Source organism: Psychrobacter faecalis (assembly GCF_016107575.1).
Taxonomy (GTDB): domain Bacteria; phylum Pseudomonadota; class Gammaproteobacteria; order Pseudomonadales; family Moraxellaceae; genus Psychrobacter; species Psychrobacter faecalis.
The window spans coordinates 184,139-208,144 of record NZ_JABAST010000001.1 but is presented as its reverse complement, the minus strand read 5'-3'; the positions used below and the strand labels follow the sequence as shown (position 1 = coordinate 208,144).

Genomic DNA, 24,006 nt, shown 5'->3' with positions numbered 1-24,006 from the left:
ATGAGCGACAAACCGAATGACGATGGCTTAAGGGAGGCTGACGAGTCAAATAACCCATTAGTAAATGAGCCTAGCGAAAGCTCGCGCCCGCCGTTTGAGCGCAGGCAGTTTGGCGGTACAGAACGCCAATCAAAACCGTTTGATGAAGATGTGCCAATCTCCCGCAGCGATCTGAAAAAAGGAGCGCAGGAGCTGTCAGAAAACAGTGTGGCTCATATTAATTGGAGCGTACTGATTGTCTCATCAGTTGTGATTGTGGCGTTTTCGATATGGGCAATTTTGATGCCTATCAATGCCAGTACAACGATGAAAACAGTCGTTGATTGGATTGCGACCAATCTTGGCTGGTATTACGTGATTACCATGGTGATGGTCATCGGTTTTGTGCTGTGGGTAGCACTGTCTAAAGCAGGTAGCATACGCCTTGGGCCTGATGATTCGCGGCCACAGTATAAACTGGGAACGTGGGCAGCGATGTTATTTGCCGCTGGGGTAGGCATTGACATGCTGTTTTTTTCAGTCACTGGCCCCGTCGTACAGTATTTGACCCCGCCGTCTGGTGAAGGAGCAAGTGCTGCTGCTATGCAAGACGCTGTGGTTTGGACAATGTTCCATTACGGCATTGCCGGCTGGTCTATTTATGCACTGCTTGGTATGGCAATGGGTTATTTTGCCTACCGTTGGGGCATGCCTTTATCCATTCGGGCGGCGCTTTATCCGCTGCTCGGTAAGCGGGTAAAAGGTCCTATCGGCCATGGTATTAGTATTCTTGCCTTGGTCGGCACAGTGTTCGGCGTGGCGACGACCATGGGTATCGGCGTGGTACTCTTAAACGTTGGTTTCTCAAAGTTATTTGGTTTTGAAGAAGGCTTAACGTTACAGATTGCCCTCGTGGTTGGTGCGGTTGTTTTGACCATTTTGGTCACCACTTCGGGGGTTGATCGCGGTATCCGCTGGATCTCCGAGCTCAATCTATGGAGCGCGGTGGCAATGATGGCGTTTATCCTAATCGCTGGCGAGACGGCGTTTTTGTTAAATGCCTTAGTTGAAAATTTGGGTCAGTTCTTTGTCACGCTACCTGCTCGGATGTTTAAAACCTTTGCCTATGTTCCCGGTAGTAGCGATTGGATGGGCAGTTGGACGCTATTCTTTTGGGCGTTTTGGCTCGCATGGGGGCCGTTTGTTGGGGTGTTTTTAGCGCGTATTTCGCGTGGACGCACATTACGTGAGTTTGTCATTGCCGCGATTACAGTGCCGGTATTATGTGACTTTATCATCGTTTCTTTCTTTGGTAATTCCGCCCTTTATGAGGTATTACAAGGAAATACCGCCTTTGCCGAGCTTGCGGTTCAAAGCCCAGAGCGCGGATGGTACGCGCTACTTGAGTTGTTTCCGGGGGCGACTATTTTGATAGCGTTAGCGACGCTTTCAGGATTGCTGTTTTATATCACCAGTGCTAACTCAGGGGCGATGGTGATGTCGAACTTTTCAACCTCTATCCCTGATCCAAGCGAAGATGGCCCAAAGTGGCTACGTATTTTTTGGGCGGTGTTGACGGCAGTATTGACCATCTCTATGTTGATTGCAGGCGGCGTCATTACCATGGAATATGCCACGCTTATCTTTGCTCTTCCTGTGACGATTATTGTTTATCTGGTGATGTTCTCTTTTTCTAAAGCGTTAAAAATAGAACGGGCTGAGCGCGAAGGTACGGTGCTGCGTCGTCCTTCTGTTACGCCAAGTGGCGGGCATATACCGGAGCGTTCTTGGAAGCAGCGCTTGGGACAAATGCTGGCTTATCCGAGCAAACGAGAAACAGAGCAATTTCTTGAGCGTGTCGTTCGTCCGGCGCTAAACGATGTCGCCAATGAGTTTGAGCGCCAAGGTTATAAGATTGATCGTGATAATATTCCTCATATAGCGGGCGATATTGATGTTGGTGGGCCATTATTAAAGGTATCTACTGACGCGCAAAACGACTTTTACTATCAAGTGTCTATGGTCGAGACGCCGTCACCGACCTTTAGTGGCAAGATGTCACCAGTTAGCGATGTTTATTATCGTTTAGAAGTAACGACGCAAACCGGCTCCGGCGGTTATGATTTGATGGGCTTGACCAAGCAGCAAGTGATTGATGATGTGCTTGAACAATATGAAGCGTATCTGACTTTTATTACCAGTCCGCCAGCGACAGATGTGAACACAGCCACCGCGGCAGTAGGAATTACAGGTAAAGGTTGATTGTTTATAACGGTCAAACGATGCAGATAATAGCGGCGCTGTTCTAGCCATCCGCTATCATCTGTCATGTATGTTAGGGCTGTGGCTTAAGCCTTGCTAGGATTATACTTTCTCAACGCCGCGATACGTTCATCAAGCGTTGGATGTGAGCGGAAAAGGTTAGCGATACTAAAGCCCGTAGACTGCCCAGACGAGATTGCAAACGCTTTCATGCTCTCAGGCATCTGGTCTGGACGCTGCTCAGAAGGACGCAAGGCATCCAGTGCGCTAATCATTTTTTCACGGCTGGCAAGCTTTGCCCCCATCTCATCAGCACGGAATTCACGTAGGCGCGAGAACCACATGACGATGGCAGACGCCAAAAAACCCAGCAAAATATCCATCACGATACTGGTGATGAAATAACCGATACCCGGGCCGTCCCCTTCATTTTTAAAGACAGTACGGTCGACGAAGCTACCAATAATACGCGCAAAGAACATGACAAAGGCGTTTACCACCCCTTGAATGAGCGCAAGGGTCACCATATCGCCATTGGCCACATGACCAATCTCATGCGCGAGCACCGCTTCTATTTCATCGGGTGTCATGCTTTGTAGTAGCCCTGAGGAGACCGCGACCAATGCTTGGTTTTTGTTCCAACCGGTTGCAAAGGCGTTTGGCTGAGAATTATTAAAAATTCCTACTTCCGGCATACCAATATTTACCACCTGTGCGTGTTTGGCGACAGTATCAACCAGCCATTTTTCCGTAGCATTTCTTGGCGTTTCAATGACTACTGTGCCCGTTGATTTTTTTGCCATCCATTTTGAGATAAACAGCGAGACCATCGAACCAACCATGCCATATATACCGCACATAATGGCAAGGCTAGTATAATTTAGCCCGCCTGCGCCATGGACGCCGCCAATCCCAAAAAATCTGGATAAAATACCAAACACGATGCTAAAAACCACAATCACCGCTAAGTTGGTTAATAAGAACAATCCGATACGCATCATGACGCTAACTTCCTCATTTAAGTTCAACTACATCTTAGAAACAACACCTTCACTAGAGTAAAGGGTAAAAATGAAACAAATGGCAATTATAACTTTATATGGATAATAAAGCCGCTCATTCTAATATCAATCATCACTTAAAACTTGTAGAGTAGGGACAACAACGGCGTAAAGTGTTTAACTAATGAAGAATAAAAGGCGAAAAGCTGAATAAACACTGAATACTATAATAAGTAATTAAGCGCTCATTCATTATTTAATTCTATATAAGGTCTTATTTATAAAATTGCATTTATAAGGAGTCAAGATGAATTCTCTAGAGCTAAAAGTACCGCCAGTCGCGCAAGTTATCGTCACCGCAGCGGCCATGGCTGGTGTCTCTAAAGTCGCACCTGCTTTGAAATTTTCTTTGAAAGGCTCTGCGGCATTGGCAGTAGGTTTGGGCGCTATAGGACTGGGTAGCGCCATTTTAGGTGTTACTCAATTTAAAAAAGCGCAGACCACACCCAATCCGCAAGCGCTTGAAAAAGTTTCAAGATTAGTGACTAGTGGTGTGTATCAATATAGCCGAAATCCGATGTATGTAGGCTTGGTGCTTATATTATTTAGCTGGGCATTGTATCTGTCGCACTTTCTTGCCTTCGTGTTGTTGCCTCTATTTATACTTCATATGACCCGTTTTCAAATCCAACCAGAAGAGCGGATTTTGGCTCAGAAATTTGGCAAAGCTTATCAGACTTACAAGGCAAAAGTCAGACGTTGGGTATAAACAGCGGGATAAAAAATAGCCAAAATTAATGTTAATAAAAAAGAAGAGCATAATATGCAACTAGAAATCAATGTCGTCGACGCTTTTACGGATACCGTTTTTAAAGGCAATTCAGCAGCCGTTATTATCACAGATAATTGCCTTGCCGATAAGTTAATGCAGTCTATTGCTTTTGAAAATAATTTGTCGGAGACAGCTTTTATTGTACGTGATGATGACGGCATTTATCATATTCGCTGGTTTTCTCCTTTGACTGAGATTGCATTTTGCGGGCATGCAACCTTGGCGTCAGCCTTTGTGTTATTTAACAAAAATCCTGATGTAGAAACCATTAAATTTTACGCCAAAGCCGTTGGTATATTGACCATCGTGCAAACAGACGATGGCAAAATACAAATGGACTTTCCTAATACTAAGCCGGAAAAGGTTAAAGATATTCCCGATAGCTTGTTGGCAGGATTGTCTGTTGCACCAGTCGAAGTTTATAAAAACACTCAAGCCTATTTTGTGATTTATAATGCTGAAGCCGATGTCTTAAACGTAACGCGTGATAACGAGCAATTAAAACAACTCGCGCCGTTAAATGTGGTGGTCACCTGTCAGGCCACCTCCGCTGACTATAAGGATTACGATTTTATTTCACGTTATTTTTGGCCTGCCAATGGTGGCGATGAAGACCCAGTGACGGGTTCGGTTCATACGGGGCTTGCACCACTGTGGGCAGAGCGTTTGGGTAAAGATGAATTAATAGCTTATCAAGCATCAAAACGAGGCGGTATTTTAAACTGCGTCGTTGCAGGCGATAGGGTGCTAATTTCTGGTAATGCTGTGCAGTATATGACAGGATTTATCACGGTTTAGGAGTGGTTGGTTTGACTGAATTAAAAACCGTTGGACTGTTTGCGCTGACCGCACTGGCTGAAATTATCGGTTGTTATTTGCCTTATTTATGGTTGCGAGAAGGTAAGTCGATTTGGCTGCTGGTTCCAGGTGCGCTCAGTTTGGTCGCTTTTGTTTGGCTGCTGTCCTTACATCCCACCGCCGCTGGTCGCGTTTATGCTGCTTACGGCGGTGTTTATATTTCGATGGCTATTATTTGGCTGTGGACGGTGAACGGCATCAGACCAACCACGTGGGACATATTGGGTTCTATTGTCGCGCTCTTAGGCATGGCAATTATTATGTTTGCACCACGTCATTAGTGAATGGGTTTTGCCAATATTGCTATTAGTAAGTGACTACTTACGCAGTCATTACGATTTGCTATAATGAGCCGCACGCCGATGTGTCGTCGCGGTAAACCCTTATAATATTCATGTTTAACACAGTAAAGCTTACTGTTTTGGTCAATTATTATGCGTATTCGTAAACTGTTCAAATTTGAAAATGCGCATATCGTGCGTAATTGTAGCTCTGAGCGCTGCAAACATTCTATTCATGGTCATAGCTATCAGATTGAGCTGATTCTTGAAGCTAAGCGATTAGACCATGGGCAAATGGTGTATGATTTTGGTCTATTAAAATCGTCTATTAAAGACATTATCGACAGCTTTGATCATGCGATTTGCTTTTGGAATAAAGACGACTCTGAATATATCGCCGCCTGTAAAAAATTCAGCGCGCGTTGGATCAGTTTGCCGGTATCGCCGTCAGCAGAGCAATTCTCACGCGTCATCTTCTTTTGGGCACAAGAAATTCTCAAACAAACCCAAATGCAAAACGGTGAATCTGATGTCAGCGTCTACTCGGTGATTGCCCACGAAACCGCAACCGGTTACGCACAGTGCTTTGCAGAAGATGTGGCAAACGCGCAAATGGGAGAGCTTCATCTAGAAGACTTTGAGTTCAGCGAGCAAGTAAAGGCAGAATGGCATGACCCCGAGCTATATGCCAAGCTGATTCGCGGTGAAAGCTTTATCAATCCAGCCGTGACTATGCAAGTACAGACGCAAGTAAGGGAAGGTAAGCTTGATGCCTAATAATATAAAACAAGACCAACATGTGAAAACCTTGACGCTGCATTCTGAAGCAGATACTCAGCGCTTGGCGGTGCAATTGGCAGCGTTGCCCTTATCGGGTAGCGTGTGGCTGTCGGGTAATTTAGGCGCTGGTAAAACCACCTTGACGCGTTATTGGTTGCAGGCGCTCGGTCATACAGGTGCGGTCAAAAGCCCAACTTATACCTTGGTCGAGCCTTATAGTATTGAGCAAAATGATGGTTCAATTAAACCTGTTTATCATGCAGATTTATATCGTCTGCAAGACCCAGAAGAGCTATCTTTTATTGGCTTTGATGAATATCTAGATGAGCCGAATGCGCTGGTTATTATCGAATGGGCGAGTCGTGCGGACAGCTATTTACCACCACCGAGTTTGTTTATTGATATGACGCAAGCCGATCGCAATGATAATGATAAAGAGGCACGCCAAGTCGAGCTGCGACTATCGAAGGCGGGTCAAGCGCAGGGCTTAGATTTATCCTCTCTTAACCTTTAGGTTAAACCGCATCACAGCCTCTGAGGTTTTATAAAAGTATGACGCTCATTAATGCCAGATAATCCCTTCAATAGCCGCATCAAAAAACTATCGCCGCTGCTCATCAACCAATTAGCAGCAGGTGAGGTGGTGACGCGTCCTGCCGCTGTGGTCAAAGAGCTGCTTGAAAACGCGATAGACGCTGGCGCGAACAATATTGAGATACGTATTACCCAAGGCGGCATGGGTATGATTGAAGTGCTGGATAACGGCATGGGTATTCATCCTGATGATATGGTCATGGCCATTACTCGCCATGCAACCAGTAAAGTGGCCGATGTGGCTAATTTGCATGGTATTACCACACTGGGCTTTCGCGGTGAAGCGTTGGCAGCGACGGCGGCAGTTTCTCGTTTGACTTTAACCAGTAGTCATGACGACAGTGGGATTGGTCGCCAGTTGCAAGTTGCCGGTGTATTGGACGAGGTGCCAAAATTGGTGCCAGTCGTGCATCAACGCGGCACGACCATCACGGTTAAAGATTTATATTTTAATGTGCCCGCACGCCGCGGCAACTTAAAATCTATTGCGACCGAGTTCGGTCATATCGAAACCATTGTCCGCGAAGTGGCTTTGGTGCGTGCAGATGTGACGCTAACCTTGTTTCATGACAATAAAAAGCGGTTATCGCTGTCTTCAAGAGCAATGTCTGCAAATGATAACGATAATACCAATAGCAGCAACAATAACGCTCATCGTTTGCCTTTATCACGTCTTGAGCAAGCGACTGGGTTACCATTAACGGACAACGCCTTAGAAATATCCATCGACCTTACCAGTTTGATGCAATTGCCTAAAGACTATGTGAATAATAACTTTGCTGGTCAAGCGAACATCAACGGTTGGTTATGGCTTAGCAATGACTCTCAAAGTACTTTTCCAAAATTAATTTATGTGAATGGACGGTTGGTAAAAGAAGCGTTGATTAGCAATCAGCTGCGTCAACTTGCCCAAAGTGCGCAGTTAGCAGGTATTGGCTACGCGCTGTATTTTGATCTGCCAACTGATTGGCTCAATATCAATGTCCATCCGTCCAAACAGCGTATCAAAATCAGCCCGCTAAATAACATCATGGCGCATCTTAGTCATGCGATTCAAGCAAAGCTTAAAACGTTTGCTACCAAACAGAACATCAATCAGACCATCAATTCCGCTGATGAAAGTAGTCAGGTATTAGATAATCATCTATCTATCAATAACGCCTTTGCTACTGTAAGGCAACAGACGTCATCAGCCATTTATTCAGCGAAAAGTCAGCAAGTACAAGCGCCCAAACAGCCATATCAGTTGTCAGAAAATACCGATAATGCTCAATCAGAACAGGCAACTTTTACTGAAAATATAAATCCAGGCAGCACATTAATAAGCACGGCCAATACGTCACAAAATCTATCGGTAAAAAATGCTCCTTTACCATATTGTTTGGAGGTTATTTTAAATACGGGTCATGATTTAGATGCAATTAAAAGTGTCAGTGAGAAAACACTACCATGGTTGCTGTTTTATAGTTGCAGCCAATTTTTTCTGATTGGCGCTGAAATATGGCAGGCGCAATTAAGCTTATTGTTTGAGTCAGATGTATTTAGAGAGCAGGTTTCATTTAATGATGCGAATGCTGTCAATCAGCAGCTTACTGATTTAGCAGCAAAAATGTCTACAGAAGATTTATGGGCATTTAACGCAGATATCGAAGACTTACTTGCTAAACATGCTTTTAAGTCTATAAATAACCAGCGTTTAATCGCGTTGATGCTATCATCTACAGCCATTTAGATGTCCATTGATTAGAGTGAGGACACGTTTTAGTAGTCCTATAAAAAATAAAGGTAATCCTATGCAAATCTCGTCTGCTAGCTCATCTTATCGCCTCAATCCCAATTTGGCAGATAATAGCGTGGTGTGCTTGATGGCACCGACAGCGAGTGGCAAGACAGCTCTAGCGTATGAGCTATACGATACTGGGCGTTATGAGCTGATTTCGGTCGATTCAGCATTGATATATCGTGATATGAATATCGGTACAGCCAAACCAACCGCTGCAGAGTTGGCACGTTATCCGCATTATTTGGTTGATATCATTGACCCGATGCAAAGCTATAGTGTCGCTGAATTCGTTAATGATGTTGCTCATTTAATTGATAGCTGTCATAAGAAAGGTAAAATACCTTTGCTCGTTGGCGGTACTATGATGTATTACATGGCGCTTATTGATGGGTTATCGCCCGTGCCTGACAGTGATGATGACGTGCGCGCGCGTGTGGAGCAGTGGCGGCAAGACAAAGGTCTTGGTGCACTATATAATTATCTAGGAAAAATAGATCCGATAAGCCACGAGCGTCTTAATGCGACCGATACTCAGCGTATCACGCGCGCGGTTGAAGTTTATCTGCAAACCAATATACCCATCAGTGACTGGCAGCAAAAGCCCAAACATGCCTTGGCGCATAATCCCAATCAGCAATGGCATGCGCTGGCGGTGATGCCAGAACGTTCATGGCTACATCAGCGTATCGAGCAACGTTTGGATATAATGTGGCATGATGGGCTAGTGGCGGAAGTGATCGGATTGCTTGAGCAGTACCCTTTGACACCAAACTTACCCTCTATGCGCTGCGTCGGTTATCGGCAAGTATTAGAATACCTAGTCCATATTAAGCATCCAATATTTAAACAGCCGCACTTGGATAAAGCGCAATTTTATGACGCCTTTTTAGAAGTAGAAGCGGCGAGTGCAAGTAAACGACCACAAGACACCACTACTCAAGCGCTCGATCAGCCATTGACGCTCAGCGCTCAAACCGAGGCACTTGCTTGTCAGCAAATGCAAAATAAGGCATTATATGCGACCAGACAGCTGGCGAAGCGTCAATATACTTGGCTGCGCAAACTTACTCAGTTGCCCAATTTGCCTGATAATGCGTCAAATATTGCAATAAAGCTAAATGAAAACGATGACAAGCTTATGCGCGGTAATATCAAAATAAAAACGTTCGCTACTATGACCCAAGTAAGAGAGTATTTATACTAAAACCAAATCATATAAAGCGCGTTAATTAGCCCCGTAAAAAATAATGACAATTAGTTTCAAAATAAAGGTTGGATAACTGCTATAATTTAAATCATAGTAAAATAGTGTGAATTATATCGGTATCATTGCTTTTTTAACGGTCGTTAATTAACTTTTGTTGGTAAGAAATCTTAAAAAATAAGCGGTTACTTAATTATTTACAATAATAACGTATTCACGGTAAAGTGAAATTATTTAACAAGAATTAGTGCTTATTTAGATACGTTTTATAAATAAAACTTATTATTGTATCTGCCCTTAGCCATTATAATTAAAGCAATACTTATAATAATTGGCACTAAAAATAATTATATAATATTTAGGAGAGATGTCATGTCAAAAGGACAAACTTTACAAGACCCGTTTTTGAACTCGTTGCGCAAAGATCGCATTCCTGTTTCTATTTTTTTAGTTAATGGTATTAAGCTGCAAGGTCAAATTGAATCATTTGATCAATACGTGGTGCTGTTAAAAAACACAGTGAGTCAAATGGTTTATAAGCATGCCATTTCAACAGTCGTGCCCGCCCGTAATCCTAGAAGCAGCACGACGACTGGTACGGGTGCGCAAACCTCAACGGGTGCACCTACTGGTTACCAAGGTGGCATGAGTAGTGGTTTTGAGCGTGGTAGTAACCTTGCTGGTGGTGGCGGTTTTGAAGAGCGCGGCTTTGCCAATCGTAGTGGTTTTAATCGTGGCGGTTTTGGTCAAGGCCAAGATCGTGGTTTTGAGCGAGGCAGCTTTGGACAAAGTCAAGAGCGCGGCTTTGAGCGCGGCGGCTTTGGTCAAGATCGTGGCTTCGACAATTCTTCAGACAATGCTATGTTTGAAAACAAATCAAACGATGATATAGACGATAGCAATCAATAAATAACGCTATCTGATGTCTATTTGATTGAAAGTATGTTATTAAAATGTTGTATAGCTGATTAAGACCTACTATTAATTATAGTGGGTTTTTTTTGTATAAATAGACGTATAATCATGGCTGCGCAAGCGACTATTTACACTGCTTAGTAAGTAGGCAATGATGAAAGCGACGTCTTGCCCTATATTATTAATATCAGCCATAGTATAGTAAAATGTTTCATTGATTCACCGAAAATATAGAGCTAACGTATGAGTAATCCGCACCGCAACCTGACCCATCAACAATTTATTAGCACTGCTATCGAAGCAATTCATACGGAGATGGCGGCACTAGAATTGTTAACGGAACAAATCGATGATAGATTTGCTCAAGCCTGCGATATTATCCTAGCCTGCAAAGGACGTGTGGTGGTGACCGGGATGGGCAAATCGGGTCTGATTGGTCGTAAGATAGCCGCGACTTTTGCTTCTACGGGCACGCCAGCATTTTTTATGCATCCTGGGGAAGCGGGGCATGGTGATCTGGGGATGTTGGTACAGGGCGATGTCCTACTGGCTATCTCAAACTCGGGCGAGTCAGATGAAATTAGAATGCTACTGCCCGTGGTTAAGCGTCTAAATATTCCCCTGATTAGTATTAGCCGAGACAAACGCGGTATGCTACCACGAGCGGCGGATATCATTTTGACGCTTGGTAAATCACAAGAAGCTTGCCCGCTCAACCTTGCCCCGACTTCTAGTACCACAGCGACCTTAGCATTGGGCGATGCATTGGCTGTGGCCTTGGTGCATGCGCGTAATTTTACTTCAGAAGACTTTGCATTATCGCATCCTGCAGGCGCCTTAGGGCGCCAGCTGCTGACGCGGGTCGAAGATTTAATGCATACCAATTCAGAAAATTTACCGCTTATTAATCAACAAGCACCGTTACAAGACGCTTTATTTACCATGTCTTCTGGGCGTTTAGGTATGACAGTGGTAACTGATGACGAGCAAAAAGTCGTCGGCGTATTTACCGATGGTGATTTGCGCCGCGGCTTAGAAAAAGGCATTGATTTGCAAACCCCGATGTGTGAGTTGATGGTCAGCAATCCACGCCGCGTCAGTAAGGATATGCGCGCTTCCGATGCTTTAAGTGTGATGAATGAAAATGGCATTAGCCAGCTGCTGATTATCGATGAGGAACAGCGTTTGGAGGCCATTATTACGGTACATGATTTATTACAAGCCGGTGTTAAGTAGCCCTATTTTAATAAACGCTGTATTAATAATTGGCACAATTAAGAAGTAACATATTAAAAAAGCCTTAATAAAAGAGTATTTAATAAGAATACGTCTCATAATAAAATCATTAATAAGAGAAAATTGATGCAAGACTTAATAAAAAAGGCCGGACAAGTAAAGTTATTGGTCATGGATGTTGATGGTATCTTGTCAAACGGTCAAATTATTTATGATGCCAACGGTACTGAAACCAAAGCCTTTTCGGTACAGGACGGTGTCGGTGTCAAATCGTTGGCGCGCTATGGTATTTTGACCGCTATTATTACTGGTCGTAGCAGTCCTATGGTGGACAAGCGTGCTGCTGAAATGGGTGTCAATTATATCGTCCAAGGTCGTGATGATAAGCTGATTGCGTTGAATGAGCTATTAGCGACGCTTGATGCTGAGCTTAATATCACCGCTGCTGATTGTGCTTATATGGGCGATGACTTACCAGATATTAAAGCGATGCAAACGGTAGGTTTTGCGGCCACTGTCCCAAATGCCCATCAAGAGGTGATAAAGCGCAGTGATATGGTGACCACCCGCACAGGTGGTACCGGCGCAGTACGGGAAATATGTGATCTTATTTTAAAAGGTCATGGTCACTATCAAGATTTTATCGCGCACTATACGCTTGATGCAGCGAAACCTGAGGATAACTTATCGTGAATACTCGTGTTTTAATCGTTCTAGCATTAATTATTGCTGTAATTGCTGGCTGGTTCTTTAAGCAGCAAGGGGAGATCACGCCGCCCGTTAGTGTGGAACCGACGGATGTGGATTATGAAGCTACTGACATTAAGGCGGTACAGACCAATGAAAAAGGTGAGACCGAGTACGAACTAAGTGCAGAATCCTTGACCCATAATCCTGTGACCAATAAAGATGAGATGAAAGGCATCACCATGAATTGGGAGCCATCAGACGAGCAGCGTTACCGCGTTGAAGCGGGCAGCGCTGCCATCAGTCAACAGACAGGTGAGATGAGCTTATCAGGTGGTTTTACTTTAGTTAGCGAAGGCAAAGCGGGCGAGTCTGATATTGAGCCGATTAAAGTCATGGGCACTACCTTAAAAGGCAATACCAAAACAGGTCAAGTCTATAGTGATGCGCCAGTAAAAGTCGAACAAGGGATGAACCGCTTCGAGGCGTCAAGCATGAAAGCCAACCTTGAAACTGGGGACTATGAATTTGGTCAAGTCGCGGTTGCATTTACGCCCGCGAAACGCCAAGATAAAGCTTTATTTTAACAGCAGCACCTAGCAGGAAGTTTGCAAACGCCACTACCCATAATGATACGAGTAACTTTTATGAAATCTACTTTTTTGCCTACTTTACGCTTGCTATCGACACGCTCTATCCAAGTAACACACGGTTTACGAACGCTACCGATGCTAATGTTGTTAGCATTGCCGTTATACAGCCATGCCTTGCCATCAGATGCCAATCAGCCTATTAAGCTGTTGGCGGATAAGGCTACTTATAGTGAACGTACAGGTATCACCAGCTATTCAGGCACTGTCGTGATTACGCAGGGTACGTTCAAAATGACCGCCGATGATATTACGGTCAACCTCTCGCAAGGCCGTAGTATCAACTCGGCAGTCGCCACCGGCCGTCCAGCCACTATGCAGCAGGTAGTGACACAAGAAAAGGGCTTGGCAAAAGGGCAGGCCAATAAGATTGATTATAATGCGGTCACGGGTATCGTGACGCTCACGGGTAATGCAAAATTGGTACAAAATGGCGCCAGTTTTGCCGGTAATGTCATTCGTTATAGCTTAAAAGCTGGCGATGTAGAAGCAACTGCTGGTGGCAGTCAGCGCGTAGAATTGGTCTTCCCGCCTAATAGCGGTAGTAACCGAAGCAGCATACGCTAAGCACAGTATTTTTAATATAAAAGTAAGCGATAGTAATACTAAAAACTTTGCAACTTTAACAGTAATTGACAGGTAAGTGATGAGCGATATTAAAAACAATGTTGTTAAGACTAATGAAATTCATAGCAACGAGCTTAATAATGGTTCTGTAGCGGCAACCAATAGCTCCGAGCCTGTCGCCCGTTTAACAATGCAAAATTTGGGCAAACGCTACGGCAAACGCTGGGTGGTAAAGGATGTATCATTTTCTGTTGAGCAAGGGCAAGTTGTTGGATTATTAGGACCAAATGGCGCGGGCAAAACTACTAGCTTTTATATGGTGGTCGGACTGGTCAATATGGATAAGGGCCGCGTTACCTTAGGAAAAATGGATTTATCAAAATATGCCATGCATGAGCGCGCGCGTGCTGGTATTGGCTATTTGCCGCAAGAAGCTTCTATTTTTCGTAAATTATCCATTGAAGATAATATCTTAGCCATTCTGCAAACTCGTAAAGAGTTAAGTGCCGCTGAGCAGCGTCAAGAGCTTGAAAAGTTGATCGGCGAGTTCCATTTAGAACATGTACGCAAATCATTGGGTATGAGTGTCTCAGGCGGTGAGCGCCGCCGCTGCGAGATTGCGCGTGCTTTGGCGGCCAATCCAAAATTTATCCTATTAGATGAACCGTTTGCTGGTGTTGACCCTATCTCTGTTAGTGATATTAAAGATGTTATTTTAACCCTAAAAAATCGCGGTATTGGTGTACTCATCACCGACCATAACGTGCGCGATACCCTCGCCATTTGCGAAAAAGCCTATATCGTTTCAGAAGGCGCCATCATTGCGGAAGGGACGTCATGTGAAGTGTTAGAGAATGATTTAGTAAAATCTGTCTATCTTGGTAAAGACTTTCGCGTATAAGCACTTCGCTATTTAGTAGAGGTGAGCCTGTATAAAGCCTTGTTTGAATCATTAGCCAAATATCTTATCATTGTAGGGTATAACGAATATTTGTCTATTTTCTCTTAACATCCATGCCCACTATAAATTGCTATCTATCTCTCATAATCTAATGCCTGGTTATTAAAAAAGGCACGTTCATTCTTTCTCTTAGTCTTACACTTAAGCTCGTATAGAGCATTCTAGAATTCTATTTATTATTCGCGATTTATTACTTTCGATTGACCAGTTCAATAAGGTTCATACGTTATGGCAAAAAATAAAAGCAGTTATGTCTGTCAACAGTGCGGGGCGCATTTTGGCAAATGGGCGGGGCAGTGTACAGACTGCGGTGAATGGAACAGTTTGGTAGAAGCACCAAATGTCAGTATGCCGCACCATAATAAGAGTAGCGCAAAAGCGAATGCTAGCCGAGCGGTTTCTCGTAGTGCGGGTGCACCTGCTGGCAATTATTCGGGTACGCACAGTGCGGTCATGCCACTCAATGCGGTAAGCGTGACACTAGATACACGCCTGCCCACTGGCATTAGTGAGTTTGATCGAGTGTTGGGCGGCGGACTGGTGGCCGGTTCGGTCGTTTTGATCGGCGGTGACCCAGGAATCGGTAAATCTACGATTTTGCTGCAAACTGCGACCAATATGGCAAAGGCTGATTCATTGGCAGGTAGCGCGCTGTATGTGACGGGTGAAGAGTCGCTCGCCCAAGTAGCGATGCGCGCCAAGCGTTTAGATTTGCCAGCGGATAGATTACGTGTGCTCGCGGAGACCAATGTTGAAACCATTTGTGCGGCTTTAACCCAAGAGCAGCCGGCGATTGCTATTATTGACTCGATTCAGACTATTTATACCGATGCCATTAATTCTGCTCCAGGCGGCGTCAGTCAAATTCGTGAGTCGGCAGCTATTTTGACCCGTTATGCGAAGCAAACTGGCACGGCACTATTTTTAGTCGGGCATGTGACCAAAGAAGGCACGCTGGCAGGGCCACGTGTCCTCGAACACATGGTTGATACGGTTTTATATTTTGAAGGTCAGTCCGATTCACGCTTTCGTATGATTCGCGCGGTAAAAAACCGTTTTGGTGCAGTTAATGAGCTGGGCATTTTTGGCATGACCGATATGGGACTCAAAGAAGTCGCCAATCCCTCAGCGATATTCTTAAGCCGTTATGATAAGCCCGTAGCGGGTTCTGTGGTGATGGTAAGCCGTGAAGGTACTAGACCCCTGCTGGTTGAAGTGCAAGCCTTGGTTGATGACTCACAAGGTTCACCAAGACGTATGGCTTTAGGGCTCGATTTTCAGCGCCTATCAATGCTGCTTGCGGTCATGCATCGTCACGGCGGTATCCATACCAGCGGACAAGATGTGTATGTAAACGTCGTTGGCGGCGTTAAGGTGATTGAAACCGGGTCTGATTTGGCCGTACTATTGGCTTGTGCTTCTAGTATCAAAGAAAAGCCTTTACCCTCATCACTTGCCGTTTTTGGTGAAGTTGGCTTATCAGGGGAGATTCGACCGGTTCCTAACGGACAAGAGCGCCTAAAGGAGGCGATGAAACACGGCTTTAAACACGCAATTATTCCTAAAGCCAATGCGCCTGCCAAAGATGCGCCGCAGTTTAAGGGTATCAATGTCATCGCGGTTGAGCGTCTCGATGATGCGATTGAAAGCGCATTTGATTTATAGTTTTAAAAGCTATCCCATGTTAACTATTTAGCGTCAAACGTTAAAAACGAAAAAGCGCCTAACTTTAAATGAGTTAGGCGCTTTTTTTACAACTAACGTTAAGCAGTTTTTTCGATAAAAAACCGTTAAAGGTTTAAACCGCGAATGGTCTAAAACGTTAATGGTTTAAGAAGAGGGGCCTGAAACACGCTCAATAGAGACGTTACCCACACCTTTATTGGTAATACCAAGTTGCTTGGCAGCACCGTAAGATAAATCCATCACACGGTTACCATGGAATGGACCACGATCGTTTACTTTAACGACGACGCTTTTGCCATTAGTTTTATTGGTAACTTTAACGTAGCAGTTCAAGGGTAACGAGCGGTGAGCAGCGGTTAAACCATTCATGTCAAAGGTTTCGCCACTGGCAGTTTTGCGGCCATGAAACTGACGACCGTACCAAGAAGCCAAACCAGTTTGTTTAAATTTGCTTACAGAATTAGAAGCGACTGCCGTTAAGCGCTCTAAAACATCTTCATCATTGGATACTTGGGCAGTGTCGCTGGCGAGCAATGGGCTGCTAAGCGCTAATGAAGTGGGCTGACGAGCAGACTTAACTAAGCTTGATGCGCCGTCATGTTGACGACTAAGTTCACCGAGCACACGGTCAATACGGGAGGCGTTATCTTGCGAAATCGTTGCAAGGGAGGTTTTTGATTCTACAGCATTTGCATTAGTAGCGATTGCAGAGCCAGCAAATAAAACGGCTGACATTGTAAGTAAACCAGATAAACGCTTATTCATAAATACCTCTATAGCGTATACATTAGAACCTAACTCTAAAACCTCTTAGAGGGAGCGAGACAATATTAGACCACTCTAACAGTGCCGCAAACTCGAAAGCCGCTCTATCATCTATCTGTTTTATCACGATGATAGTAAAGATGGGCTTTTATAAGCTCTAACATATGGTAATTTTCATTTATATCATCATAAGTGGCTCGGGAATTATCGTTATATACGACTCGCAAAACCCACTTATGACACGCTCAAATGATAGTTAACAATAGTAATCAAACAACTAAAGTAAGGTTGCACCAATCGATAAAGGACTTTTTTGCATTGCTAAGTTAATAAAGGGTTTAAAGTATGTTGCGTATTACTTTGTTATTAAACCGTTAATTAAGTACTGACTTTGCAAGCCCAAAATCTACAATTTGCTAACTATACGGACGAGCTATAACTGCAATATAATTAAATGATATCTTTCTTAGTAGCTATGTACGCGTTGTGTATCAAACTACAATAAAACGAGGGTAACGCAATTATTTGTAAAAAACAAGGAATAAAACCTAACAGTACTAATCGGTCACTAATAGAGCTTTACCAGTGTTTTGATGAAAAATTAAGAGGGTAATAGCTATAGATAACAACAACTTATGGTTATTTTTGAAGCAAGAAAGTTAAGGTTTTAATAGTAATTTATGTAGAATTAATGACAAATAAGAAAGGCTTAAAAAAGTAGATATTCATTTAATTTGAGCAATTTCGTTGTTACATTCGATTACTTAGCCCAGCACATTTTGCTTCAGTTTCTAGGCTGATTTGTTAACGTATCATTTTAACCCTGTCTATATAAGGGAGTTATATAGACATTTCAACCCAAGTTTATCGTGATTATCGAATGTAATATTGGTTATTAAAAATGAACTTTATAGGTGAATAGATTGTAAAAAATAAAACTATGACTTAGCCAGATTTGTGGGTATGAATTGACATCAGTAAGCCAAAACCTGCCATTAATGTCACAATAGCAGTACCGCCATAACTGATAAAAGGTAAAGGCACCCCAACGACGGGTAAGATGCCGCCAACCATGCCGACATTGACAAAAACATACACGAAAAAAGACATCGCAATTGCACCTGCCAGCAGTCGACTATAAACATCAGGGTGCGAAAATGCGATATATAAAGCACGCATAAGCACGCAAGCATAAATAAACATCAACAATATCACGCCAAGCAGACCAAACTCTTCGGAAAAGGCAGCAATAATAAAGTCGGTGTGACCTTCTGGTAAAAAATGTAGATGCGACTGTGTGCCTTCTAAATACCCTTTACCGGTCAGACCGCCCGCGCCAATGGCGGTTTTGGACTGAATAATATTCCACCCGGCCCCTTGGACGTCAGCTTCAGGGTTGAATAGCGTTAAGACGCGCGTACGTTGGTAGTCGTGTAATAAAAAATTCCAAGCAAATGCCACCAATGGTACGGCTAATGCTGCTGCACTAGCAATCAAGCGCCATGATAGACCCGCTAAAAACAATACAAAAATGCCACTGGCGGCGACCAGCAGGGAAGTACCAAGGTCAGGCTCTTTGGCGATTAATAATACCGGCACCACAATTAACGCTAAGGTGATGGCAATACTTGATAATGAAGGCGGTAAGTCACGTTTGGATAAAAACCACGCACACATCATTGGCATACCAAGCTTCATAAACTCTGAAGGTTGAACGCTACCAAAACCAGGTAAGTTAATCCAGCGCTGCGCACCCATACGCACCTCGCCAATGATATCGACCAACACCAACAATATCAGCCCCAATACATAAAATATGGGCGTAAAGGTACGATAAAGGTTAGGCGGTATCTGCGCCATAGTAAACATCACCGTAAATGCCACGCCATAACTGATGACTTGGCGGATGACCATATCAGTGTCTTGGCTTGCTGCGCTATATAAAATCGTCAAGCCAATGCAACAAACGGTCAATAGCAATAAGGTCAGCCACGGATCAATATGGATACGTTGCCAAAGCGTCGGCGCACGACCTTGACCAAAGTGATGGCTTTGACGAGAAAAACGGTACTGGAGGTTAGAAGGCATAGGTGATATGTGACTGACAATTGGCGTGAAAGAAAAGTCTGCTTTGACAAACGATAAGTAAACAATCAGCGAGGGCAAAATGTTTATCGGGCAGCTTAATTAAGAATTTGGTAGCAAAACCCATAATTTACCCGTAATAAAGTAACGACAATATAAACATTATAAGGATAAGTGTTAATAACGAATCAGTGACCATCAATTCGCTGCGATAGTTTAGCTTGCTTGCTTAAAATTTGATAGTATCGATAAAACGTTTTTAGCGGTAGTTTCTGGTAATGATAAAGACAAAAAAATCTATTTATAGGCACATTTATAAGCCTATTATCGTCCTAGGTATTTGTGCCAGCAGTATTTCTGTGCAGGCGGCTATTATAAGTGATAATAGTGAGCGCCGCATCCAAATCCGTCATGGCAGTAGTGCGACCAATAATAGTGGCAATGCTTATATCACGCCCGCTAGCAGTTATGGCAGTCAAAGCAATAGCTATAGCGGCGGCGCAACCATCTTGAGTGAAGGCGCTCGTCGGTCAAATGGTATTAGCGGCGACAGTATGCAAGGGCTGATTCAACAAAAACAGCGCGAGTTTAACTTCGATAGCGCAGTATCGATAGAAGAAAACAAACGCGTCATTACCAACAGAGGGACGCCGCGCTATAGCAGCGGTAATAATAACTTTGGAAATAGTAATTATAACGATTTTACCAGTATGGATTTTAATGTATGGTTAAATAGTAATAGTTACCGCGCAAGCCAAGTGGCCAATTATCAACGCTATTTAAGCTCACGCGTCGGCGCAAGAAATGTACCGCCCTTATCTCAGCTGTTGACGACCGCTCGTAGTTGGGATAAATGTGGTTATGAGCCTTATCAGCTACCGCCGCAGGAGTTATGGGCAAATATTGTGCCGACCTTGCAGCTTTATAGTCAGCTAAAACGCCAAGGTATTTTACCTGCCAGTACCGAGATACGTTCAGTATATCGCAGTCCGGGGTTAAATAATTGCGCGGGCGGGGCGAGTGCGAGTAAGCACATGACCGCAGGCGCGATGGATATCTGGGTGCCTGAATATGAAGGCAATTTATGGCAGCTCAGTCGCATGCAAGATAGTCTCTGCGAGTTTTGGCAATATCAAGGGCAGTCGCATAACTTTGGTTTAGGGCTCTATTCTACTGGTGCTATTCATCTTGATACCGATGGTTATCGCAAATGGGGCTTTAATCATGCCAGTAGCAGCTCCGCTTGCCGCTATTAAAAGCAGTCTCTTCAATTAAAAAAGCTCAGCCAGTGATTACTGATTGAGCTTTTTTATTGAGCTATTTTTTAAGCGTCTGTAAAAATAAGCGATGGATTCTACGACTCTTTCTTAGCTTTCTTCTCATCCCATGGATTGACCTCACCAACAGTCACAATCAAAAAGTTATCAGGCTTTAGAGTGTCGCGCAGGGTTTGGTTGACTTCTGAGAGTTTAACCTGTTCGATGCGATTGACATAATTGGTCAGGTAGCTGTTAGGTAGCTGATAAAAATTCATCATACCAATTAAGCTGTTGATTCCAGCATTACTGGCAAATCCCATCGGAAAGCTGTTTTTTAAATTATCCGTGGTCAATTTCATCTCATCGCTGGTAATACCTTTATCTAATGTCTCATTAATCACGGCTAAGCTAGCATCAATTGCTGCGCGTGCTTTGTCATTACGGGTTGAAAATCCAATTTGATAAGGACCGCGCGCCAACATCGGGTTCATAGAACCTGATATGCCATAAGTATAGCCGAGGTTTTGCCTGACTTCGGTCATCAGACGCGCGTTAAAATCGCCCCCTGCTAGCACTTCATTACCGACGGCAAAGTTGGTTTGCTTTTGCTGCGCTTGCGGGTCGGTGGCACGCTTTTCGCCCAGTTGTCCCATCAATACCGTAGTTTGGGTGCTAGGAAACGGAATATGAATATGTTGAGGCTGGGTTAGTGGCTTTGGTTCGGGCAGGGCCGCCGCCGCTTGACCCGCTGGCAAGTCTGCCGTTATTTCTTCCGCCAAATTTTTCGCTTGTGCCAAAGTCAAATTACCCGTCATGGCAAGCGACGCATTGGCAGCGACTAGATAGCGATTTTTAAAATCAATTAGCTGTTTTCTATCAATATTAGGAACGCTTTCAAGCGTGCCAACCGATGGATGCGCATAAGGGTGGTCGTCATACAATGCCTTACTAAAGGCGATACTGGCAAGACTGCCAGGGTCTTGCTTTTGCTGTTGTAAACCGACCAATAAGCGTGCTTTATTACGGGCTAAGATTTGCTCATCAAAGCTCGGTTCAGTAAGCATTTGCGTCATTAAATCAACCGCAGGCAGCAAATGCTTGTCATCAGATAAGCTGCGCAACGAGACAATAAACATGTCTTTATAGGCGCTACTACCTAAGCTGATACCCAAGGTTTCGACCGCCCGCGTGAACGCGTTTTCATCTAAGCGTTTGGAGCCTTGTTCAAGCATCGTCGCGGTCATATTGGCGATACCAAAGCCTGATTCACTGATACTGCCATCACGCGCGCTACCGGCATTAAAGCGCAAATCAATATCGACAATGGGTAAGGTGGTGGTCGGCACGAAAAGCACAGGAATACCGGCTTTGGTCTTGAAGGTCTGTATGTCTGGAACCGTGACTTCTAAAGGTTTGGCATTTTCAAGACTACTCAGCTTAGACAGAGCGGCAATTGGCGCACTGGTATCGACTGCAGCAGCTGGCGTACGAGCATCTTCGCCACCTGCCATATCTGCCTGCGCTACAGTGGTCAAGCTCATTATGCCAAAGAAGGCGCAAGCACTTACATAAGGCAGCTGCTTAAAATATGATGATAAATTATTTTTTTTGAAAAAATGTATTTGCGTCATGTCTTTCTTCTTATTCATAAGGTCATCAGTATTGAGTTTTTGCCAAGTTAATTGGGTAGCACATTGATGTTATTTAGCTTTGCTAGCCGTTTCTTTAGTAGCGGTATCAGTAGCATCATTTTTACTAACGGTATCTTTGCTCATCTTATTTTGGCTAAAGTTATCTTTAGCAGCAGTCTCTTTAGGCGGAATGATATGCATGACCGTTAAATTATCTTTGACCAAATACTTTTTACTTGCCGCTTGGATATCCGCAATGGTTACGCTATCAAGCTTGGTTGGCAATTTGGCCAGTAGCCTGTCATCAAGTCCGATAGATTGCAGCGAGCCAATCATACGCGCCTGACCTTCCATGCTATCCTGTGCGTATATCAAGCCGGTGACAGTATTGGTTTTGGCGCGCTCGATTTCATCGGCAGAAATTGGGTCGGTTGATAGCTTATTAATCTCATTGATAATGGCTTGTTGTGCCTGCGCTAAACTGACGCCTTCGCGCGGGGTTGCTTGTATCAAAAACAGCCCATCGCCGCGATCGAGCAAATCGTAAGACGTACCAACTGTGGTCAGCAGTCCTTGCTCGCGTACCAGCCTGCTCTCAAGGCGTGCTGATAAACCACCATCTAATACATCTTGCGCAAGCGACAGCGCATACGCTTGCTTCTCATTGTTAGCGCCCGCTGTTACCAGACTGGGTACGTTATAACCCATCAATAAAACCGGCACTTGTACCGCTTGCTCAGACTCTACCTGCTGATAACCGCGAAAACCCTTTTGTGTGACCACAGGACGCTTAGGTAGCGCGGTCGGTTTTAGCTCACCAAAATAGCGTTTGACCTGCGCTAATACGTCGGTTGGTTCGACATCGCCGACGATAACCAACGTCGCATTATTAGGTGCGTACCATGTTTTGTACCAGTCTTTTAAATCGCTAAGGGTGATTGATGCTAGCTCATTCATAGGGCCAATGACCGATTCGCCTTTTGGACTGTTTGGCATTGCCAGCAAGCGAAATGACTCATAAGCTTTGGCAATCGGATTGTCATCCGTACGCTGCCGACGCTCTTCCATGACCACTTGATGCTCTTTGGCAAACGCTTTATCATCAAAGACCAAATTGGTCATGCGATCTGCTTCTAGCTCTAAGGCTAACGGCAAGCGATTGGCAGGGAATAGCTCGTAATAACCGGTAAAATCGTAACTGGTAAAGGCATTATTGACGCCGCCAAATTTGGCAATCAAACGCTCATAATCGTCGCTTGATACATCAGCGGTACCTTTGAACATCATATGCTCAAGCACATGTGATATGCCGCCTTTATCGAGAGGTTCATCTGCTGAGCCGACGCGATACCAAATTTGGGTCATGACCACAGGCGCGCGGTGGTCTTCTTTGACCACTATCTTTAAGCCATTTTCAAGCTGGTATTCATGGCGACCAGACATATCCATGGTCAATGCTGAAGATTGTTCGGTATTTTCTAGCGTTTGATTTTTATTCACTACCTGTGTTGTTGCGGCATTTTTAGTCGTAGCAACTTCATTTGTCGAAGAAATTGCGCTGGTTTGGCAAGCCGCAAGGGTGGTCGCCATCGCTAAAGCGCAGGCAAAGCGTAAAGAGATAGTAGGTAAAGATGAGGGCATGATAGGTTCTACTTATATAAAAGGTAGCTGATAAGTGACTGAGTGATAAAATGAGAATGGTGCATGTTTATGCTTAGATGAATATGCCTATTTATGCAAACATAACGCTATTATAAAGACTTGTGTGCTCCCACCATGACGGTAGCAGTCGGTTTGAATTCTTGTGTAGTGCTACAGCCAGTTGAAGACAACGCGATAGTAGCAACAAGCAAGGCGGCGCCCATTTGGGTCATTGTTTTATAATCGTTCGATAGTGATAACATAGGTCATTTCCAATATAAGTGGACAAAAAAAGCAAATGAAATAGGGTGGTATAATCATGCTAAGGGTAGGCGAAGTTTGCCCTATC

General features: G+C 44.1%; 21 protein-coding genes and 1 pseudogene. 16 read left to right on the top strand and 6 right to left on the bottom strand.

Annotated features, from left to right (window positions below; translation table 11 throughout):
- On the top strand, positions 1 to 2,241 hold the full coding sequence (gene betT, locus JFC07_RS00825; RefSeq protein WP_198327846.1) for a choline BCCT transporter BetT: 2,241 nt from the start codon (positions 1 to 3) through the stop codon (positions 2,239 to 2,241).
- An 86-nt stretch (positions 2,242 to 2,327) separates the two neighbouring features.
- Here the strand turns inward: betT and htpX are convergent, their stop codons facing one another.
- Entirely contained in the window at positions 2,328 to 3,242 is a 915-nt protein-coding gene (gene htpX, locus JFC07_RS00820) for a protease HtpX (RefSeq protein ID WP_068404200.1), read from the bottom strand.
- A gap of 307 nt (positions 3,243 to 3,549) precedes the next feature.
- Between htpX and JFC07_RS00815 the strand changes: the two genes are divergently transcribed.
- The 14 genes from JFC07_RS00815 to radA all read left to right on the top strand — a co-directional run bounded on the left by JFC07_RS00815 (position 3,550) and on the right by radA (position 16,255).
- Positions 3,550 to 4,011: a methyltransferase family protein gene (locus JFC07_RS00815; RefSeq protein ID WP_198327845.1), complete on the top strand. Its 462-nt coding sequence runs from the start codon at positions 3,550 to 3,552 to the stop codon at positions 4,009 to 4,011.
- Between the two features lie 54 nt (positions 4,012 to 4,065).
- Positions 4,066 to 4,872 (top strand): PhzF family protein, encoded by an 807-nt coding sequence (locus JFC07_RS00810; protein ID WP_193031525.1) that lies wholly within the window; start codon positions 4,066 to 4,068, stop codon positions 4,870 to 4,872.
- 11 nt (positions 4,873 to 4,883) lie between these two features.
- The gene (locus tag JFC07_RS00805) at positions 4,884 to 5,213 is read left to right on the top strand and encodes a YnfA family protein (RefSeq protein WP_102077361.1); all 330 of its coding nucleotides are present in this window, start codon (positions 4,884 to 4,886) and stop codon (positions 5,211 to 5,213) included.
- 153 nt (positions 5,214 to 5,366) lie between these two features.
- A complete protein-coding gene (locus tag JFC07_RS00800) occupies positions 5,367 to 5,990 on the top strand; it encodes a 6-pyruvoyl trahydropterin synthase family protein (RefSeq protein WP_198327844.1) in 624 nt (207 codons plus the stop codon).
- Positions 5,983 to 6,507 (top strand): tRNA (adenosine(37)-N6)-threonylcarbamoyltransferase complex ATPase subunit type 1 TsaE, encoded by a 525-nt coding sequence (gene tsaE / locus JFC07_RS00795; RefSeq protein ID WP_198327843.1) that lies wholly within the window; start codon positions 5,983 to 5,985, stop codon positions 6,505 to 6,507. The genes JFC07_RS00800 and tsaE overlap by 8 nt, the downstream gene beginning before the upstream one ends.
- A gap of 51 nt (positions 6,508 to 6,558) precedes the next feature.
- Positions 6,559 to 8,319 (top strand): DNA mismatch repair endonuclease MutL, encoded by a 1,761-nt coding sequence (gene mutL / locus JFC07_RS00790; protein WP_198327842.1) that lies wholly within the window; start codon positions 6,559 to 6,561, stop codon positions 8,317 to 8,319.
- 61 nt (positions 8,320 to 8,380) lie between these two features.
- The gene (miaA, locus tag JFC07_RS00785) at positions 8,381 to 9,574 is read left to right on the top strand and encodes a tRNA (adenosine(37)-N6)-dimethylallyltransferase MiaA (protein ID WP_198327841.1); all 1,194 of its coding nucleotides are present in this window, start codon (positions 8,381 to 8,383) and stop codon (positions 9,572 to 9,574) included.
- Positions 9,575 to 9,946: 372 nt separating this feature from the next.
- The gene (hfq, locus tag JFC07_RS00780; RefSeq protein ID WP_191689997.1) at positions 9,947 to 10,483 is read left to right on the top strand and encodes an RNA chaperone Hfq; all 537 of its coding nucleotides are present in this window, start codon (positions 9,947 to 9,949) and stop codon (positions 10,481 to 10,483) included.
- Between the two features lie 249 nt (positions 10,484 to 10,732).
- Complete coding sequence (locus JFC07_RS00775; RefSeq protein WP_198327840.1) at positions 10,733 to 11,725, top strand: KpsF/GutQ family sugar-phosphate isomerase; 993 nt, start codon at positions 10,733 to 10,735, stop codon at positions 11,723 to 11,725.
- A 126-nt stretch (positions 11,726 to 11,851) separates the two neighbouring features.
- Positions 11,852 to 12,418 (top strand): KdsC family phosphatase, encoded by a 567-nt coding sequence (locus JFC07_RS00770; RefSeq protein ID WP_144296267.1) that lies wholly within the window; start codon positions 11,852 to 11,854, stop codon positions 12,416 to 12,418.
- On the top strand, positions 12,415 to 12,999 hold the full coding sequence (lptC, locus tag JFC07_RS00765; RefSeq protein ID WP_198327839.1) for an LPS export ABC transporter periplasmic protein LptC: 585 nt from the start codon (positions 12,415 to 12,417) through the stop codon (positions 12,997 to 12,999). The genes JFC07_RS00770 and lptC overlap by 4 nt, the downstream gene beginning before the upstream one ends.
- Before the next feature lie 141 nt (positions 13,000 to 13,140).
- Positions 13,141 to 13,629: a lipopolysaccharide transport periplasmic protein LptA gene (lptA, locus tag JFC07_RS00760; protein ID WP_180952567.1), complete on the top strand. Its 489-nt coding sequence runs from the start codon at positions 13,141 to 13,143 to the stop codon at positions 13,627 to 13,629.
- 190 nt (positions 13,630 to 13,819) lie between these two features.
- The gene (gene lptB / locus JFC07_RS00755) at positions 13,820 to 14,530 is read left to right on the top strand and encodes an LPS export ABC transporter ATP-binding protein (RefSeq protein ID WP_190295467.1); all 711 of its coding nucleotides are present in this window, start codon (positions 13,820 to 13,822) and stop codon (positions 14,528 to 14,530) included.
- A gap of 288 nt (positions 14,531 to 14,818) precedes the next feature.
- On the top strand, positions 14,819 to 16,255 hold the full coding sequence (gene radA, locus JFC07_RS00750) for a DNA repair protein RadA (protein ID WP_198327838.1): 1,437 nt from the start codon (positions 14,819 to 14,821) through the stop codon (positions 16,253 to 16,255).
- 165 nt (positions 16,256 to 16,420) lie between these two features.
- Here radA and JFC07_RS13355 read toward each other — a convergent pair.
- Positions 16,421 to 16,768 (bottom strand): annotated as a pseudogene (locus tag JFC07_RS13355) (septal ring lytic transglycosylase RlpA family protein); the annotation flags it as partial.
- 1,218 nt (positions 16,769 to 17,986) lie between these two features.
- Positions 17,987 to 19,129: a rod shape-determining protein RodA gene (gene rodA, locus JFC07_RS00740; protein WP_198327837.1), complete on the bottom strand. Its 1,143-nt coding sequence runs from the start codon at positions 19,127 to 19,129 to the stop codon at positions 17,987 to 17,989.
- 275 nt (positions 19,130 to 19,404) lie between these two features.
- On the opposite strand from rodA, the gene JFC07_RS00735 reads away from it, so the two are divergent.
- Positions 19,405 to 20,382 (top strand): D-Ala-D-Ala carboxypeptidase family metallohydrolase, encoded by a 978-nt coding sequence (locus tag JFC07_RS00735; RefSeq protein WP_198327836.1) that lies wholly within the window; start codon positions 19,405 to 19,407, stop codon positions 20,380 to 20,382.
- Positions 20,383 to 20,480: 98 nt separating this feature from the next.
- Here JFC07_RS00735 and JFC07_RS00730 read toward each other — a convergent pair whose 3' ends face one another.
- The 3 genes from JFC07_RS00730 to JFC07_RS00720 all read right to left on the bottom strand — a co-directional run bounded on the left by JFC07_RS00730 (position 20,481) and on the right by JFC07_RS00720 (position 23,920).
- Positions 20,481 to 21,926, bottom strand: coding sequence for a M16 family metallopeptidase (locus JFC07_RS00730; protein WP_227678147.1), 1,446 nt, complete (start codon positions 21,924 to 21,926; stop codon positions 20,481 to 20,483).
- A 159-nt stretch (positions 21,927 to 22,085) separates the two neighbouring features.
- Entirely contained in the window at positions 22,086 to 23,657 is a 1,572-nt protein-coding gene (locus tag JFC07_RS00725; RefSeq protein WP_198327834.1) for a M16 family metallopeptidase, read from the bottom strand.
- Positions 23,658 to 23,767: 110 nt separating this feature from the next.
- Positions 23,768 to 23,920 (bottom strand): hypothetical protein, encoded by a 153-nt coding sequence (locus JFC07_RS00720; RefSeq protein ID WP_198327833.1) that lies wholly within the window; start codon positions 23,918 to 23,920, stop codon positions 23,768 to 23,770.
- Positions 23,921 to 24,006 lie beyond the last annotated feature (86 nt).